11 protein-coding genes are annotated in these 17,383 nt (G+C 40.8%); 3 read left to right on the top strand and 8 right to left on the bottom strand.

From position 1 onward, the window contains the following. Positions 1 to 57: 57 nt before the first annotated feature. Both KSMBR1_RS01985 and KSMBR1_RS01980 read left to right on the top strand, forming a co-directional pair. A complete protein-coding gene (locus KSMBR1_RS01985) occupies positions 58 to 1,575 on the top strand; it encodes a tetratricopeptide repeat protein (RefSeq protein WP_099323825.1) in 1,518 nt (505 codons plus the stop codon). A gap of 10 nt (positions 1,576 to 1,585) precedes the next feature. Beyond that, a complete protein-coding gene (locus KSMBR1_RS01980) occupies positions 1,586 to 1,957 on the top strand; it encodes a hypothetical protein (RefSeq protein WP_099323824.1) in 372 nt (123 codons plus the stop codon). A 405-nt stretch (positions 1,958 to 2,362) separates the two neighbouring features. Here the strand turns inward: KSMBR1_RS01980 and KSMBR1_RS01970 are convergent, their stop codons facing one another. After that, positions 2,363 to 5,869, bottom strand: a complete 3,507-nt coding sequence (locus tag KSMBR1_RS01970) for a UvrD-helicase domain-containing protein (protein WP_169702854.1) — start codon at positions 5,867 to 5,869, stop codon at positions 2,363 to 2,365. A gap of 373 nt (positions 5,870 to 6,242) precedes the next feature. Between KSMBR1_RS01970 and KSMBR1_RS01965 the strand changes: the two genes are divergently transcribed. Further along, the gene (locus tag KSMBR1_RS01965; protein WP_157820315.1) at positions 6,243 to 6,863 is read left to right on the top strand and encodes a lysophospholipid acyltransferase family protein; all 621 of its coding nucleotides are present in this window, start codon (positions 6,243 to 6,245) and stop codon (positions 6,861 to 6,863) included. Between the two features lie 89 nt (positions 6,864 to 6,952). Here KSMBR1_RS01965 and KSMBR1_RS01960 read toward each other — a convergent pair whose 3' ends face one another. From KSMBR1_RS01960 to bioA, 7 genes are all read right to left on the bottom strand, one after another. Then, complete coding sequence (locus KSMBR1_RS01960; RefSeq protein ID WP_099323820.1) at positions 6,953 to 8,767, bottom strand: RCC1 domain-containing protein; 1,815 nt, start codon at positions 8,765 to 8,767, stop codon at positions 6,953 to 6,955. A gap of 431 nt (positions 8,768 to 9,198) precedes the next feature. After that, complete coding sequence (locus KSMBR1_RS01955; RefSeq protein WP_099323819.1) at positions 9,199 to 10,200, bottom strand: methyltransferase; 1,002 nt, start codon at positions 10,198 to 10,200, stop codon at positions 9,199 to 9,201. 48 nt (positions 10,201 to 10,248) lie between these two features. Next, positions 10,249 to 11,859 (bottom strand): B12-binding domain-containing radical SAM protein, encoded by a 1,611-nt coding sequence (locus KSMBR1_RS01950; protein ID WP_099323818.1) that lies wholly within the window; start codon positions 11,857 to 11,859, stop codon positions 10,249 to 10,251. 218 nt (positions 11,860 to 12,077) lie between these two features. Further along, positions 12,078 to 13,409 (bottom strand): phosphomethylpyrimidine synthase ThiC, encoded by a 1,332-nt coding sequence (gene thiC / locus KSMBR1_RS01945; RefSeq protein ID WP_099323817.1) that lies wholly within the window; start codon positions 13,407 to 13,409, stop codon positions 12,078 to 12,080. Positions 13,410 to 13,925: 516 nt separating this feature from the next. Then, complete coding sequence (locus KSMBR1_RS01940; protein WP_099323816.1) at positions 13,926 to 14,870, bottom strand: DUF8196 domain-containing protein; 945 nt, start codon at positions 14,868 to 14,870, stop codon at positions 13,926 to 13,928. 48 nt (positions 14,871 to 14,918) lie between these two features. After that, entirely contained in the window at positions 14,919 to 15,632 is a 714-nt protein-coding gene (gene bioD, locus KSMBR1_RS01935; protein ID WP_230405672.1) for a dethiobiotin synthase, read from the bottom strand. A 27-nt stretch (positions 15,633 to 15,659) separates the two neighbouring features. Then, positions 15,660 to 17,024, bottom strand: a complete 1,365-nt coding sequence (gene bioA, locus KSMBR1_RS01930; RefSeq protein ID WP_099323815.1) for an adenosylmethionine--8-amino-7-oxononanoate transaminase — start codon at positions 17,022 to 17,024, stop codon at positions 15,660 to 15,662. Between the last annotated feature and the right edge of the window lie 359 nt (positions 17,025 to 17,383).

The raw sequence follows: 17,383 nt of genomic DNA, 5'->3' as shown, positions 1-17,383 counted from the left end.
CGCCTAAAAATAGTAATCTTCAAAAGATATTATTCGTTTGGTTGATTTTATCATGTTATGAATATCAATAAAAAAAGGTTAATTGTACTATTTTCAATAAATGTATTCATAATAGTCCATATTCTGCTGTGGTATAAATATGGATTTCAGAAGGTAGGAACCTTTAGCATGAATGGTATTGTCACCCTTTTAGGTTTTGGCCTGCTGAATTCCGCCGCCGCTTTTTTTATTATTATTGTATTAATAACAGTGTTTTTTGGAAGGGTATTCTGTGGATGGGGATGCCACTTTGCTTTTTTCCAGGAATTTGCTTTACGGGTGCTTAATAAGTGTGGAATAAATCCCTCAATTATTCATTCCAGAGCAAATATCATACAGTATGTATTTCTCCTGAAAACGATAACTGCCATTTTTGAATTCTGGTATATTTATGGCATTCCTCAGTTTCATATTAATATCAGTGATACGCAGGTTATGACGTCAGACCTCCCCCGAAGCCCTGCTATTATTGCATCCTTTCTCTTATTTGACGCCTTTCTCTTCATTTATCTTATGGGATCAAGGGCATTCTGCAGATACGTGTGCCCATGGGCTCCTCTGCTTGCACTATTTGAGAATATTAGTTTTTGGCGGATAAGGAAAATCAGGGAATGTACCGGATGTATGAATTGCACGAGAAATTGTATTATGGGAATAACGGTACACGAAGAGATTGCCAAGCATAGCGCGGTTGTCAATGCAAATTGTATACGCTGCCTTTCGTGTAAGGATGCATGTAAAAACGGGACATTAGGTTACAAATCCGGCATGAGCGCCTTGTCTTTGACCCGTAAGTTCAGATGGTTGATTCCTGAATCGGGCAATTATAGTATATACGTTGAGTTGTTTCTTGTCTTTTGCGGAATAATCACGGCATTTTATACACAAAAGTATCTTGGTAGTTTCCAAACGTTGCTTGGCGCTGTATGGGGATTATGTTTTGCCGTGATGATAGTAAAAATAGTTGAGAAGAAGCGTATAACAATAACAGAATTTACTCCGCAAAATAGAAGTTTTCTGGTATTGAGTTTGATGCTATTGTTAACGTTTGTATGGTGTTGGGGGACGATAACACCGCATGAAACACGCCTGTTAATGCGGGGCAATAGGTTTATGGGTGTAACGGAATATGACAAGGCAATTTTGACATATAGAGATGCAATGAATGAATATCCATCAAATAAACAAATACATACTGCGCTTGCTTTGGCATATAAAAACAACGGCAACTACAAAGAAGCAATAAATGAGTATAAGGCGTTGATTGCGGAAGACCTTGAAAATGCCGTTTTGCGAAATAATATAGGGACTGTTTACTACCGGAAAGGAGAGTATGATGAAGCGATAAAAGAATATAAAAAAGCTATTCTGTTTGATGAGAATCTCACTGCTGCTTATGGAAATATTGGTTTAATATTTTTAGAGAAGGGAAATATTGAAGAGGCTGTTTCTTATTTGAAAAAAGTATTTGCGACAGAGGATGAAGTTTATCAATATCTTTTAACTTATTATAGATCGAAAAAAGGTCAGATATAGGAGGAGAATTATGGCTGTTTATACGTGTGAAACGTGTGGTATGACGACAACGAACAAAGGGCATTTATGTAAACCTATCGAGATGCAAAGGGCGATAGCATGTTATTATTGCGGTGCGTTAACCAGCGACCCGCGCCATGTGTGTGCGCCTAAGCTTGTGACACTTAAATATGTATGTAATTCCTGCGGTCGCATTGCTTCCAAACGGGACCAACTCTGTAATCCTGCGCCATTAGCAAAAGAAAAGAAAAAAACAGGAACAACCGTTACAAAAAAAGCTGTAAAAACAAAACCACAAGCAAAATCACAACAACAACCAAAAGCAAAACCGAAAACACAATCAAAGGCAACTGCAAAACCAAGTGCAAAAAAGAAGAAATAAATAGTTACTATTCGGCGTAAACATTACACGACTCCCGGTGGGTTCAGGTTTGCAACCGTTTGCCTGAATTCCAGACGAAGCCTGAACCCACGAATGTAGTTTCCAGTGCAATTACGTTCCCAAACAGGAGTTTGGGTGCGAGCACGAAAGCAACGTTAACCAAATGCGTTTTAATGAATAAGTAATTGCCGGTTTTAATCCTGACAGGGCTTGAAAATCCTGTCAGGGTTACGGCATAGCTGAAAGTCATGACTAACGCCGGGGTATTTTACGGTATCTTCGCACTGAAGTGCGGAGTTAATGGAGGCAAAACTTGTCCCTCAATGAATTTCCCCTTCTACCTTCTACCAACTGCAACTACTACAACTTTTTGAGAAGTTACAAAACTCGTGTCCTTTTGAAGCGTCAAATGAATACAGACGTTCCGTTTCGCAGGAAAATGAGTTTAAATAGAGGATTGTTAATTTTAAGACAACGTTTTACCGCTTCCGTATAAATGGTTTTTTGGTGATGGTATTTGGGCGTGTATGTTGGAGAGGAAATATTCATGTTTATTTTTTCCGCATTACTGAATGCATCTTCTTCATGGCAGGTGTTTGTTAGAGCAGGGTTATCCTCAATCGATGAAGCGTAGTCTGTCTTATAATCGGCGATAATTATTTGATTTTCAAATTCATAAATAATATCAATTGTACCTCTCATTATTTGCCCTTCCCAATGCAGAAGTATTGGTATTTCACGTCCAAGTATCCTTGCATTCTTTAGTTCATTGTATGCCTTCGAATGAAAAAAAGCAGTAAGTATAGTAACAGCTTCTGTTTTTATAAGATGAATTATCGTGTGGTGAAGGCTTGCATTGGTGAAATGTATTGTGACTGAAGATGTTATCAAATCATAAAGTGCCTGCAACGTTCCCTGAAAGTCCCATTTCTCTAAAATCTGATGGCATAAAGAACCAATTGCAGCGGCATATTCCTGCTGTATTTCCGCAGAATCAATGTGTTTGTTGTGTGTGGGAGTTTCATAGTGCACTGGTGATATTTCTTCACTTAAAGCAGAAGGAGAAGTAAATAATGGTTTTTCTGTTTCTGCAAACATTGATTGTTTCCGGTCATTCCATATTCGGACAAATGAATTCCAGTCAATATCCCACGTTTTTTCTGCGGTTTTTGAAACAAAGCGTCTCGCGCCGGTATAGTTGAAATTTTCAAGAAATATTTCGCTATTTCCAAAAACTATTTTCCTGACATGGCCGGAAGGCGTTTCGGGTTCGTTGTTAAGCGATATGTCATACGCATCAGATAAAGATTTCATAATTAATCCAATATAAGATTTGTCGTTATCCTTTAATGCACCGGTGAGAATCAGCCGTTCCTTAGCCCTTGTCATGGCGACATACAAGACCCGTTTTTCTTCTTCCCACGTACGTTCATTTATTTTGTTTTCAAGAATGATGCTCTGCAGATTCCTCAGTTGTTGCTCCCCTTTGCCAAGTACTATTCCCGTGGTGGAGGTGTTCCAGTCAAATGCGACGGAATCCAGGGTCTCATTCTCCTTTTTTGCTTCACCGTGCAGATTGCCCAGAATTACAACAGGGAATTCCAACCCTTTTGATTTATGGATAGTAAGGATTTTTACCACATCTAGTGTCTCATCGGAAAGCGGGCTTTCTCCTTCTTCTCTTGCCTCATCGATGTATTTTTTCATATTGTTTATAAAATGTTTAAGTGAAATACCCTGAATTTGCTCCAACTTGCATGCTGTCCGGTAAAATTTCTTAAGGTTCGCAAGTTTTTGTTCTCCCTGCCATGCGCTTGCTGTTATGCCGGCAAAGCGGGGATCATTGATGATTTCTGAAATGAGGTGAGAGACGGGTATAATCCGCGAACGTACATTATATTTCCTGAGAAATGAGTAAAAGTCGCCTATAGTCGCGTCTATGTCAATGTTATCTGAAATTGTTTTGCGATAATCGAGAAGGTCATTTATCTTGAGGAGATATATTTCATTATCCGTCAAACCGGCGAAGGGCGAACGTAAGGTACCCACCAGGGCGATGGTATCATAAGGGTTTTCAATCGTCCGCAAAAGATTCATAAAATCAATAACTTCCTGGGTGGTATAAAAATATTTCTCCCCTTCTGCAATAAACGGTATGTCATGTTCTTTAAATGATTCAACATAGGGCCGTATCTGTGTAAATGAACGCAAAAGCAAGGCGATGTCTTTATATTTCAATTTGTAAGAGGTAGCAGCATCGGCAGACGTATCTCCTCCATTGTCGTAAAAGACATTATTTTTTATCCATTTTGCTATCCAATCCGCTTCAGCCTCTCTTGCCGCTTCTGCAGTCAGTTCTTCTCCATTTGTATCAGAAACACTGATAATTTCAATTCTTTGAAAGGGGTCTGACTGAATGCGTTTTGCATGAATAGGAATGTATTTGGGTTGTAACCCTTGTTGTTCGGTAATTATTTTTTCACCGAAAAGATCGTTTACTGCGTTTACAATACCGGAATGGCTTCTAAAATTTTCCAGCAGACTGAGAGGCGCTTCATTATTACAAATTTGTTTGACAACGTGTTCGTATGCTTCGATATCCGCCCTGCGAAAGGAGTAAATAGATTGTTTCGGGTCTCCAACGATAAAGAGTTTCCCGGGTTCAAGTGGAATACCGTGTATGGTGTCGCTGTGGTGGTTTACCATTTCGGAAAGAAAGAGGATGATATCGTATTGGATGGGATCTGTATCCTGAAATTCATCCACGAGGATTGCCGAAAAATTCTTTTTGAGCGATGTCCTTATAGAGCGATAAGCGTTGTTTTGCAGCAAATTTCTGGCAAGGGTAAGAAGCCCGTCAAATGAGATGTATCCCTGGGACAGATATGTTTGTCGAAAGGTTTTGCAAAATGGCAAAACAAGGTTTAGCGCCGTAGTAATGAAAGATTCGTCAACACGTTGCAATTTTCTTAAAAGAATACGGCATTTTTTAACAATGTCCTGCGCAACAAGTACATCTGCTTCCTCCCAACCGCTTTTCGCCTTAGAGATTGTTTTCCCGAAGTTATAATGTAAACTGCTTAAGTAATGAAAGCCTTGGGTTTTTAGTTCATTAAAAATAGTAAGAAATTCCTGTAGTTGTAATAAGAGTTTATTGTCCGGTTTCCCGCATTTTAGGAGAAGGGCGTTGATACTGTCGCAATAGGAATTTAATAAAACATCAAGAACTGCGGGATCGCCGGTTTTCTGTGTCAGCGTATCCAAGGGAATCGTAAAATCTGATAAACGTTTTGCAAACGACTTAATTGTTTCCAGCTCGGTTCTCGTTAGCACATTTTTCCATGTTACGGTATTTTTTGAGGTAAGCGACAATTCCAGTTCCAGCCAGTCAGACCATTCTTTCTCAAAAAGATCTTCGAATACAGACCCTTCATCAACGGTGAAACCTGGCGCTACTCCCGATTCTATCGGAAACATGCGTAAAATATATGCGGCAAAACTGTGAATTGTACAAATCATAGCCTTGTCCATATCTGCCAGAGATTGTACTGCCCGGCGTTCAATCTCACTGTATGTCGTGTGATAAGTGGTTTGCAAGTCGGAGATAAAATTATTGACTTGTGAGCTTTCTTCTGGTCTGCATATACCTTTCATTGCGGCCACGATTTTTTCCAGTTCCTCCATAAGACGGATTTTCATTTCACTTGCCGCCTTTTCTGTAAAGGTTAACGCAATAATTTTTAGAATAGGGCTTTCTTCGGATTGGAGGCTTTTATGTGCCAGAAGCAGGTGGAGTATCCTTTGTACGAGGATAGTTGTTTTCCCCGTTCCTGCACCGGCGGTAAGCACAATATTTTTGTGTTGTTCCGATACCGCTAACTCCCGTATTTTACGATCAATAGGTTCATACATTATCTGATTTTCCAGTGATAATTTAGTTTTTTGAAAAAGTGGGTTTGGGTTTGTTCTTTGCCTAGCGAAAAGATTGGGCTGCTTAAGCATTTAATTAAGTAGATTGAATATATCCAAATGATACAATATCGCTTTATAAGATGCAATGCAGCGCTCTATTTACTGTTTTATGCGGTGTTTTTAAAAGATTTTTTTAAAAAAAGTAACACTTTGTGATAATTTAGTTTTTTGAAAAAGTAGGGGCGAAGCATTTGCCCGTTTGGGTATGAATGCATTTATGACAATTTATAGCAAATGCTTCGCCACTACAATATGCGGCAAATACCGCGATTTTTTTAAAAAGATTATTTTACTAAGGAGAAAGAGAGAGGATGTGAGTATTTTAAACGAGTGTTTTTTCCTGATTTTAAAGCTCCTGGGTATTGTTTTGTTAAAGGCAATTTATCAGATAGAATCGGTAAATAAGGATTACATACCTCGTACCGGCCCGCTTATCGTTGCGGCAAATCATTTCAGCTATATGGACCCAATTGTGCTTCAGGCAATGTTTTCGAGGCGTATTTCGTTTTTAATGACCGAGTTGTATTATGAAGGGAAGTTGAAATGGTTTTTCAAGTTGTTACATTGTATTTGTGTGCGGCAGAGCGGACCAAATACTTCTTCAATAAGAGAGGGGTTAGGTGTGCTTAAAAAAAAAGGTGTTTTAGGGATTTTTCCGGAAGGCGGCGTTAGTAAGGAAGGAATATTGCAACCGGGAAACCCGGGCATAGGTTTCTTTGTGCTTAAAAGTGGCGCCCCGGTTGTGCCTGCATTCATAGCAGGTACATATGAAGCATTACCAAAAGGGGCAAAGATACCCAAAAGAACAAAAATTAAAATATACTTTGGACTACCCGTTACTTTTGAGAATGTGGGAATAGGGAAGGATGACAGGGAAAGAGTGGTTGAAATCACGAATGAAATCATGATGCAGATTAAAAATCTGTCTGTTTAGAGATTATTTGGAGAAAAGGCATAAACAAAAAGGGGTATTTCATTTTAAATGAAATACCCCTTTTTTAAATTACTTGCAAGGTAAAACGGTTATTCCTTAACTTTTACCTTTATTTTCACCTTACTGCTGCCGGCTTTGGCAGTGATCTTGGCTTTGCCTTTCGCATTTGCGGTAGCGGTAAAGGATGCATTGCCATTTTCGTCTGATGTTAGCTTGCTCGGAGAGATAGAAACACGTCGTTTTCCGGATGAATTCAGTTTTACCGTAATACTTTCTCCTTCAACCAGACAACCATCTTCTCCCGTTAATGTTAATGTTACTTCTGTGCTTTTTCCGACTTTGAGCTTTAACTTTTTTGGGTCTGCTTCAATGTCGTCTGTTTCGCATTCCCCGGGACCTTCAACTGCAGTCACGCCGAGATTCAAATCAATCGTTTTTGGCGTCCTGCTGCTCCTGTTCGTCCCATCGCCCAATTGACCATCTCCATTTAATCCCCACACATATATGTTGCCTTTTGAGGTGATTGCCAGGCTATGAGATTCTCCTGCTGCAACATATACGATGTCCGACAAACCGGTAACGTCAAGAGGTGCAGAACTGCTTCTCGTTGAACCGTCGCCAAGCTGTCCTTCATCGTTTAATCCCCAGGATTTTACTTTGCCATTTCGTATTGCAAGGCTGTGGTCACTTCCACAGGCAACTGCGGAAATTTTTGCAAGGTTTGTAACTTCTACGGGTGTGGTGCTGTTGGTATTCGTGCCATCACCTAATTGTCCTTCATCATTAAGTCCCCATGCCCATACCCTTCCGTCAATGCCGAGCGCCAAACTGAATGTGGCTCCTGCGCAAACTGCATCAATATCAGTCAATCCTTGAACTTGTACAGGATTTAAAACAGGATTGTCCGCGCTCTTTTCGCCATTGCCAATTTGCCCTTCATCATTTAATCCCCAGGCATAAACAAAGCCGTCTTCTGTTACGGCAAGACTATGAGCTTCTCCGGCAGAAATTCCTTTCATCAATGGTAGGCTGCTTATTTTAGTAGGAACGCTATTCTGGTCAGTATTGCCATTGCCGAGCTGCCCGTCACTGTTTGCACCCCATGTTAAAACAGAACCGTCAGATGATAAAGCAATACTGTATTCGCCTCCGGCAGAAATGGCAATTATATCGGTAAGGTTAGGTACGGGAACGGGAACGGGAACATTACTGTTATTCTCCGTTGTTCCACCGCCAAGCTCTCCGTCACCGTTATAACCCCATGCCCAAACTCTGCCGAGTGAGTCAAGCGCCATACTATGATCTCCACCACAATCTACGGCAGTAATGGTAGTAAGAGCATTTATTTGAACAGCTACAGGGGTTGTTTGGCTGTCGTTTGTGCCATCGCCCAACTGCCCGTCTTCATTAAGTCCCCACGCCCATAACTTTCCTTCGGAGTCTAGTGCTAACGAATGAGACCATCCACCCGATATTTGAGGAGTTACAACACCAGGTGTAGGTGCTGGTTGAGGCTGGGTGCCTGTAGGCCGAGGCCGTGGAGAGAATCCCGGTTGAGGCTGAGTGCCAGTAGGCCTAGGCCTTGGAGAAAATCCTGGTTGCGGCTGAGTGCCAGTAGGCTGAGGCCGTGGAGAGAATCCCGGTTGAGGCTGAGTGCCAGTAGGCTGAGGTCGTGGAGAAAATCCCGGTTGAGGCTGTGTGCCAGTAGGCCTAGGCCTTGGAGAAAATCCTGGTTGCGGCTGAGTGCCAGTAGGCTGAGGCCTTGGAGAAAATCCTGGTTGAGGCTGAGTTCTTGTTGGCTGTGGCAATTGACCATAAGCGATATGATCGTTTATACATAAGAATGTCATTGTAAAAAGTAAAACAGATACTAAAGGTAGCCCTAAAAAGCGTTTTTTTATCATCAAATTCCCCTTTCCTTATGATAAATAAGCGGTAAAACAAAATAAAATAGCTAGTAATCAGTGGTAAATCTCTACTTTCTACTTTCTCCTTTCTTCTTGATAAAAGTGTTAGATGGATTGCCCATTTAAAAAAATTCTACGATATGTGACAAACATCCCTATTATCGGAATTTTTCGAAAAAAACTAAATTGCTACAAAAATTCACTATTCATACATGTAATTTAAAACAATAGTATAAATCGCGGGAAAATGTGTGCTAAGTTATCAAATAAAAGGACTTATTTCAAGTAATTTGAACCAGTAACGTTTTTGCCCTTATTGGTCATAAAAACGTTTTTGCAATTCTTTTTTATTATGAGCCCTCCATGAACTGTTGCTTGTGAAGGAGGATGAAATCCGTTACTTTATTTTATTCGGTCATTACGATTGTTTATTTTTTGCCAATAATTAACGAAGAGTTTGATTGCAGATCGGTGCGTGTGATTTTGTTACAACCAACTGTTTTCAGCCAGGAACGATACTCTGTCTCGCTATAAGACGCCCCTTCCTGTGTACCGATGAGCATATTAAGACTAAAAAGTGCGGCAAACTGAGGATGTGTTTTTGTTTCATCAAGAACAAATTCATGAATAATTAACGTGCCCTCATTTTGCAATGCCTTCCAGCATTTTTTGAGTATTGTTATATTATTCTCAGGGTTGTATATGTGTAATAAATTGGAAACGAGAATTGTGTCGTAACAATTAGTGCCAAAATCATCTTCAAGGCAGTTTCCCGCCTGTACTTTTATCCTTTCCTGTAACCCTGCGGCCTGAATAAAATCATGTGTTAATTTTGTTACGTGTTTCAGGTCAAAGATTACCGCGTGCAATTCAGGATATTTCTTTACAAATTCGATGGAATACGTGCCCGGGCCTCCGGCAATATCAAGCATATTTCTAGGGTTCTTTAAAGGTATTGTGGCGCATATATCGTGTGATTTTACCGATGCAATATTTTGCATTGCGGTAATAAAGTCTTTTAAATCATGCGGGTCTGCCTCTTCCGGCAAATCTTTTAACACGACCGCCTCTCCAGTTTTCACCGTTTGGGACAGCATAGTCCAGTTTTCAGCGATATTGTTAAAATGGTGGATGGCGTTACCCTGGTAAAAGGGTTTCCCTTTGATGAGATAGGAATTCGCTATTGGTGAATTTTGATAAAGCTTTTCCTGTTTCACAAGGAGATCGAGTGAAACAAGGGCGTCGAGTATCTTTTCCGTTGCCTTTGCATTTGCATTAATGCTATGCGCGAGTTCTTCTGCGGCTAAATGTTTATTGCCAATGGCGGTGAAGATATCTAATTCTATTGCGGTAAATAGTACTTGTGACTTCCAGTAGGCGGAGCTGAGTTGAAGTAAGTACTCAAATTGTAAATGATTTATTTCATTCATGAATCGTTCCTGTTTAAAATGGGGTAAAGGATAGTGATGAATTTATATTCATTTGGTCTCATGTAAGGCATTTGCATGCAACAGTAATGATTGAATATCGTTTATTATTTCCCTGTGTGTGGAATGAAAATATTCACCGTTGGGAACAATGGAGGCACTTTCGAATTTATGCAGGATATCTTCAAATGCGGTGATCAATGCGTCGTTTAATTTTTTTAATAAAGGATAATCAAAGCGGGTATCCGATAACATGTCGTTGCATTCAACAAAGGTATGAGGCAAGAGGGCTAAAATATCTTTGCATATGTTTGTAATAATTACGGAAAATGCATCCGCCTTTAAATCCTTTATTTTATAAAAGATTTCATAGGGTGAAAATGAGTCATCAAGTTTTGTCTGCGATTGCATCATTGATTGATATGCAGGCGTTCCCTGGAAAACTGTTTGCCTGTGGTGGAGCAAATGAGCGGTGACTGCTGGTGAAGTCATAATGCCTGTTTCTTTCAGAAATTCAAAATTATTGCGTATGCTTTGCATGGTAGCATGTGGTTCAAACATAATAAAACCAAAGGTTGGCTCTATTCCGTAATTTCTTAACAGACGAATAGCCTTTTTATTTTCCTCAGAAGTTGTGTGTTTTTTAAATCGTTTCAGAGAATTGTCATCGCCGCTTTCCAGACCAAGAAATACATTGGCAAGTCCTGCCATGACCAGTTTTTCTATTGTTTTTTCTTCAATATCGTTGACGCGGCATTCAAAGCCGAATCGGATATTTAAACCGTTTGCAAGAATAAGATCCGCAAGGGCAGACGCACGTTCACTTCCATATTTCCCGGGGCCAAAAAAGTTAGCATCTGAAAAATAGAAGTTTTCAATAGAGTATTTGGTGTGTAATTTGAAGATTTCATCAAATATATTATTTGCGCTTCTGCCGCGCCATAGGCTTGTTTGCTCATAAAAGGGATTCAGGTAGCAAAAGGCACAATGCCCGTAACATCCCCGGCTTCCTTGTATATACGTAACAATACCCTTTTTCTGACAGAGAGTAACATCCTGCCGGCAAGGATAGGGTAGCTGGTCTAAATTATGGATAGGAGGCCTGGGCGTAAAAACGACCCTCCCGTCTTTATCCTTGGAAGCAAGCCCGGCAATATTCATTCCATCAGGGAATACACTTCTTCTTACCTCATTCCCCGGATTCGCAAGGGGGGGGCAAGAGAGGGGGTTTCTCTTCTTTTTTAATAATGTATTGCTTCCCTGGATTTCCGTTGAAGTACGATTTCCCGATACAATACCTCTTGCAAGGTCAAGGGTTGTAAATTCAGGTTCGCCAACCGTCACAGAATCAACAAATGGATAATCAGTAAGAATATTTTTATAAGCAAACGTGGGAAAATAACCGTAGAGATTGATGTGTAAGGCTTCATTCGCCGTTTTCAGTGTTGAGAGCATATCAAATATATCCATGGTCCTTTCCCACAGATATACGGTATGGACACACAGAAGCTGTAATTGTTTGTTTGCGATGATATGTGTAATGGTTTCTTCTATTGACCAGTCATAAAGATGTGCATTGGCAACTTCGACCGTAAGCTTGTTTTCCCGTAAAACAGAGGCAATATATCCTGTAAACAGGCATGCTGATAACGGGGCATTCACTACTTCCTCACATCGGACTGAATTATTTAAACGTGGGTGTTCGAGCAAGACAATCGACAAGGCAATAGATCCTTTTGAAATTTGCAATAATTAACGAAACAACCCTGACAGGATTAATATACCAGGCATAATTATTGAGCAGGGCGTAAGAATAATATGTCGCTGTAGTGATAATTATGACTGATAGCAAAAAATCGTTATGCTTTTGACCTTCAGGTTCAAAATGCTGCAGTGGCAGCGCTTTTCTTGCGGCTTTTATTCAGGTCTTCTTCGTAGTATTTCATCACACCTTTGAGTGAACACAGACTGCCACACATTGTGCATGTATCCTCATCCATGGGAGGACGGCTATTGCGAATTTCCTGTGCACGTTCCTTGGTGATGGCTGTTTCGTATTGAGTCTTCCAGTCGAGGTCTCTGCGTGCAATACCCATTTTGAGGTCTAAGTTTTTCGCCTTGTCTTTTAGTTTTACCATATCACCTACGTGGGCGGCGATACGAGCGGCCATAACGCCTTCACGCACGTCGTCAGGTCCTGGAAGGGCAAGGTGTTCAGGCGGTGTAACGTAGCAAATGAAGTCTGCGCCGTAACGTGAAGATAAGGCAGCGCCAATGGCAGATGAAATGTGGTCATATCCGGGGGCTATATCGGTAGTAATAGGGCCAAGCATGTAGAAAGGGGCGTTGTTGCTGAGTCGTTTTTGTATCAAAACGTTTGCCTCGATCTCATCGATGGGGATGTGTCCAGGTCCTTCAACGATAATTTGAACCCCTTTGCTTTGGGCATATTCCGCAATTTCGGAATTGATAATAAGTTCCTGTATCTGTGCGCGGTCAGTACTGTCATGAACTGCTCCTGCCCGTAAGCCATTTCCAAGGCTGAGAATAACGTCGTGTTTTTTCATAATATCAATAAGACGGTCGATCTGTTCATAGAGGGGATTCTCTTTTTTATTATGATTCATCCATGCGGTCAGAAACGAACCGCCGCGGCTCACCAGGCCGCCATAACGATAACCTTGCCTTCTTAATCGCTCTAAGGTGATTAAATTAATGCCGCAGTGGATAGCCATAAAACCAATACCCTCTTCCGCCTGCTGTTCTATAACATCAAAGAGGAAATCAGCCTCCATGTGTACTACAGAACCCTTTTTCTTATTGGTTTCTATTGCCGCCTGGTAAAGGGGCACGGTACCTACTGTAAGAGAAATGGAGTCCAACACCCGTTTTCTGATTTTGACCAAGTCACCGCCTGTTGAAAGCTCCATCAGTGTATCCGCACCGTATTTTTCAGCGGTTTGCGCCTTTTTCACTTCCATCTCGGCGTCAATAATATCGGGGGAAGTGCCGATGCTGGCATTTACCTTTGTTTTGAGTCCCTTGCCGATGCCAATCACACGCGCCTTTCTGTTCGGATTTCCATAAATAACGATCTGTCCTTTTGCAATGCCTTCTCGGATAAATTCCGGGGTGACGTCGTCATATACAGCAGCCTCTTTCATGGCTTCCGTTATAACACCATCGCGTGCAAGTTCTAACTGAGTTTTCATCTATTTTTACTCCAAATTAATTAAGCCTTTAAAAACTTTCTCAAACTAAAAACCACCGTTTTCTAGTATAGCGTTTCATTAAAATATCTACATTGATACCGTCATTGCTAGCGACAGCGAAGCAATCTTAAGTTTTTTGGGAACAAGAGATTGCTTCGTCACTCCACTACTCGCAATGACATTTTTTTACGTACACATTTTAACGAAACGATGTACTAGTATTTATTTGGGTGCATTCCCGATTGTTTGTAAGCGTTCATGGAGTCGGGGCAAAAACAACCCTGACAGGGTTTGAAACCCTGTCAGGGTTAACACTACTGCAACGTTTCATTAAAACATGGCGGAAATCACAAAAAATCGGGAATACACCCTATTTATTTCACCATTGCTCACCTGGATTCCAACATAAAAAACAAGGAGTTGGCGGATAGTCATACAGAGTGCTATTCCCCGAATAAACTCATGGGTTGCAAAACAGAACACGTTGGAAATATCTCGTTGATTTTACAGCGATTATTATGTGTTTGCCCTGGCCTGATGTACTTCCCCGAAATTCATCAAATCCATCATGTCATCTCTGATTGCCATTGCAAAAATGTTTTTCTTTGTGAGGTATGCAATTACTTCATCTGGTAAATAAAGGGATGCAAAAACAGGAATGATCTTTTTGTTTATATATTCTGGAAAGTACTCGTACACTTCCTTTAAAGTTTCCGCAAAATCATCTATGTACTGTATTCTGGGAGTGGATTTTACTTCTACAAGAATAATTTTGGTATCATACACTGCAATTACGTCAAACTCTCTTCTCTTGCTCTTCGTTTTTGGCTTTCTTTTAAATCTTCTGACCATGAAATCTTCTTCGCTGCCTTCCTCACAGCAGAAATACCGCATGGCGATTTCCCCAACGTTTGGGGCTACAAAATCCTCTGCCAACGTGCCCATTTTGTTGGTGATTTCTCCCCATTGTTTAAATGCCCTTGCCCTGTCTTTCCGCATCTCCTCCTTGAATTCAGTCATTTCGTTTTTGGAGTTTTCTCTGTCCTGTTGCATCTCTTCCCTGAATTCTTTTATTTCAATTTTAGAGTTTTCTCTATCATGTTGCATTTCGTCTCTGAAATTCCGCATCTCATTTTTGAAGTTTTCCCTGTCTTGTTGCATCTCCTCCCTGAATACCTTCATTTCGATTTTGGAGTTTTCCCTGTCCTGCTGCATCTCCTCTCTGAATATCTTCATTTCAATTTTAGAGTTTTCTCTATCCCGTTGCATTTCGTCCCTGAAACTCCGCATCTCCTCCCTGAATAACTTCATTTCGATTTTGGAGTTTTCCCTGTCCCGTTGCATTTCGTCCTTAAATTCACGGATTTCCCTCTCCGTCTGCATTTGTGCATTGCCAACGTTCCTGATGAACTCTGCGAGTATTTGTTCCAGGTTATCAACCCTTTCACCTACGGGCGGCATGATAATTCCTCCACAAAAAGCTACAAAAATGCGGCAAACAATGGCGTTTCATATTATAATGTTTTTGTCTACATTATCACTAAAAATTTTTAATACGGTTTCTTTATGGTAATTTTCAACATCAAGCCGTTTATCAAAGGGTATGGTGCCAAGTACAGGTACATTTGTAAATCTTTTGATCTCTTTCACCGTATAGTTTTTCAGGCAGTCATTGGTATCCGCATGGTCGTTAAAGATTATTCCTTTTATGTTTACGCCATGTTCACGGGCATATGACAGGGTGAGAAGGGTATGGTTTATTGTTCCGAGAGAGAGCCGGCTGACAACTATCAGGGGGAGTTTAAATTCGCGGGCTAAATCAATGATAAAATAGTGTTCATTTACAGGGACAAGCAAACCGCCTACACCTTCGACAATCATAAAATCGTGCCGTTTACAGAGGATATCAAAGGCATGTCTGATTTTTTCCAGGTCTATTGTGGTATTATTTAATTGAGCCGCAATTGTGGGCGCAATGGGTTGTTCAAAACATATGGGGTTGATGAGTTCATAGTCGTCATCAATTTCCGCTGCTGACATAAGAAATAGCGCGTCGTCCGATACCAACCTATTGTTATGGTATTTGCCTCCTGTAGCAACAGGCTTCATAACTCCCACATTGCAACCGCTGTTTTTCAAAAGAGCGGCCAGCCCTCCCGCAACAATGCTCTTGCCGACACCTGTATCTGTTCCTGTCACAAAGCATCCTGCAGTCACAACCATTTCTCCTTAATTAATAACAATTCTTTTTTACACTTTTTCCGTAACCGTCCGTATAGACTCGTAAATAACGCCAAGTAATCTGTCCAATTCAGCAGTGGTAATAATCAACGGCGGCATGATGACAATGATATGGCCTAATGGACGTATTAATACCCCCTGTTTCTTTGCCTCAAGACAGATTTGTATTCCTATGCGTTCAACCCATGAATAAGGTTCTTTTGTTTTCGTATCTTTTACTAATTCAATTGCGGCGATTAAACCACACTGCCGTATTTCACCGACATGTTTTAATACCTTGAAAGATGATAACTTCTCTTTCAGGTGCTTTATTTTCGGCTGTAAATTTTCCAGAATGTTTTCTTTTTCGAAGAGGTGTATACTTGCCAGGGACGCTGCACATCCGAGGGGATGCCCTGTATAGGTATGTCCATGAAAGAAGGTTTTCAAATGGGTATATTCTCCTAAAAAGGCGTCATATATTTCCTGCGTTGCAAGCGTAGCCGCCAGAGGCATATATCCGCCATTAATCCCTTTTGACAGAGGCATAAGGTCGGGGACGACACATTCGTGTTCGCAGGCAAACATTTTTCCCGTTCGTCCAAATCCCGTCATTACCTCATCCAGAATAAGTAGTACATCGTATTGCTTACATAGTTTGCTGACTCCTGCCAGATAGCCCTTTGGATGCATTAACATACCGCCTACACCCTGTACAAGGGGTTCCATAATCATTGCAGCGACATTATCCGCATGTTCCTGTAAAATCTTTTCCAGTGTACCGAGACATTCCATGCTGCAATCTTCCGGAATTTTATTTAATGGACAGCGATAACAATAAGGAGAAGGTGCAAAATGTGTTTTAAAATAAAGGGGGCTAAATACTTTATGGTATATATCAATCCCGCCCACCGCCATCGTGCCTATAGTGTCTCCATGATACCCATACTGTAATGCAATGAATTGTGTTTTATCTCTTCTGCCTTTATGCTGCCAATATTGAAAGGCCATTTTCAGGGCAACTTCATTTGCGGTGGAGCCATTGTCAGAGTAAAACACTTTGCTTAAACCGTTTGGTACGATTTCGATAAGTTTTTTACCAAGTTCTGAAGCGGGGATATTGGTAGGGCCTAAAAAGGTGCTGTGCGCGATTTTGTCAAGCTGTGCCTTTATGGCGTCATCGATTTCTTTTTTGCGATGGCCGTGAAGATTACACCACATAGAGGAAACCCCGTCAATGTATTCGTTGCCATCAATATCTTTCAGGTAAATCCCCTTTCCTTCCGCAATAACAAGAGGGGTTTCCTTCACGTACTCCTGCATTTGGGTAAAAGGATGCCAGAGGTAGGTCTTGTCCCATGTCTGCAATTGTTCCTTACGAATCTCTTCAAACATTATTCCACGTATCTCCTTCTTGCCATATTTCAAAATTGCCTATTTACTAAAAAGTAGTAATACATTAGTTTTTTGAAAAATTCCAATAATCGTAACACTTTAGTCCTATGAAAAAAAATCGCTCGTTCCCAAGCTCCGCAGACTGGGTCAAATGAACTTTGTTGTCTCAAAAGTGGGGGCAACTCCTCGCATTATGCCTGTTTTAGACCCTATTTAGTGCTGTTTTACCATTAAAGTGGAGAATGCCTGTCGTAAAATAGGATAAAATTTTTCATTTGACCCAGTCTGTCCGGCTTGGGAACGGGATTGTTTGCGAAGCTCCAGCTTCGAATGGAAAAGGGAATGAACCCATGATGTCA

The organism is Candidatus Kuenenia stuttgartiensis, assembly GCF_900232105.1.
Lineage (GTDB): Bacteria > Planctomycetota > Brocadiia > Brocadiales > Brocadiaceae > Kuenenia > Kuenenia stuttgartiensis_A.
Note: the sequence above shows the minus strand (reverse complement) of the source record. Positions and strands in the feature narration are given on the sequence as shown.

Bases quoted from the DNA above. Each gene is read 5' to 3' on its own strand.
- KSMBR1_RS01985 (WP_099323825.1), top strand. From the start codon at position 58: ATGAATATCAATAAAAAAAGGTTAATTGTACTATTTTCAATAAATGTA.
- KSMBR1_RS01980 (WP_099323824.1), top strand. From the start codon at position 1,586: ATGGCTGTTTATACGTGTGAAACGTGTGGTATGACGACAACGAACAAA.
- KSMBR1_RS01970 (WP_169702854.1), bottom strand. From the start codon at position 5,869: ATGTATGAACCTATTGATCGTAAAATACGGGAGTTAGCGGTATCGGAA.
- KSMBR1_RS01960 (WP_099323820.1), bottom strand. From the start codon at position 8,767: ATGATAAAAAAACGCTTTTTAGGGCTACCTTTAGTATCTGTTTTACTT.
- KSMBR1_RS01955 (WP_099323819.1), bottom strand. From the start codon at position 10,200: ATGAATGAAATAAATCATTTACAATTTGAGTACTTACTTCAACTCAGC.
- thiC (WP_099323817.1), bottom strand. From the start codon at position 13,409: ATGAAAACTCAGTTAGAACTTGCACGCGATGGTGTTATAACGGAAGCC.
- KSMBR1_RS01940 (WP_099323816.1), bottom strand. From the start codon at position 14,870: ATGCCGCCCGTAGGTGAAAGGGTTGATAACCTGGAACAAATACTCGCA.
- bioD (WP_230405672.1), bottom strand. From the start codon at position 15,632: ATGGTTGTGACTGCAGGATGCTTTGTGACAGGAACAGATACAGGTGTC.
- bioA (WP_099323815.1), bottom strand. From the start codon at position 17,024: ATGTTTGAAGAGATTCGTAAGGAACAATTGCAGACATGGGACAAGACC.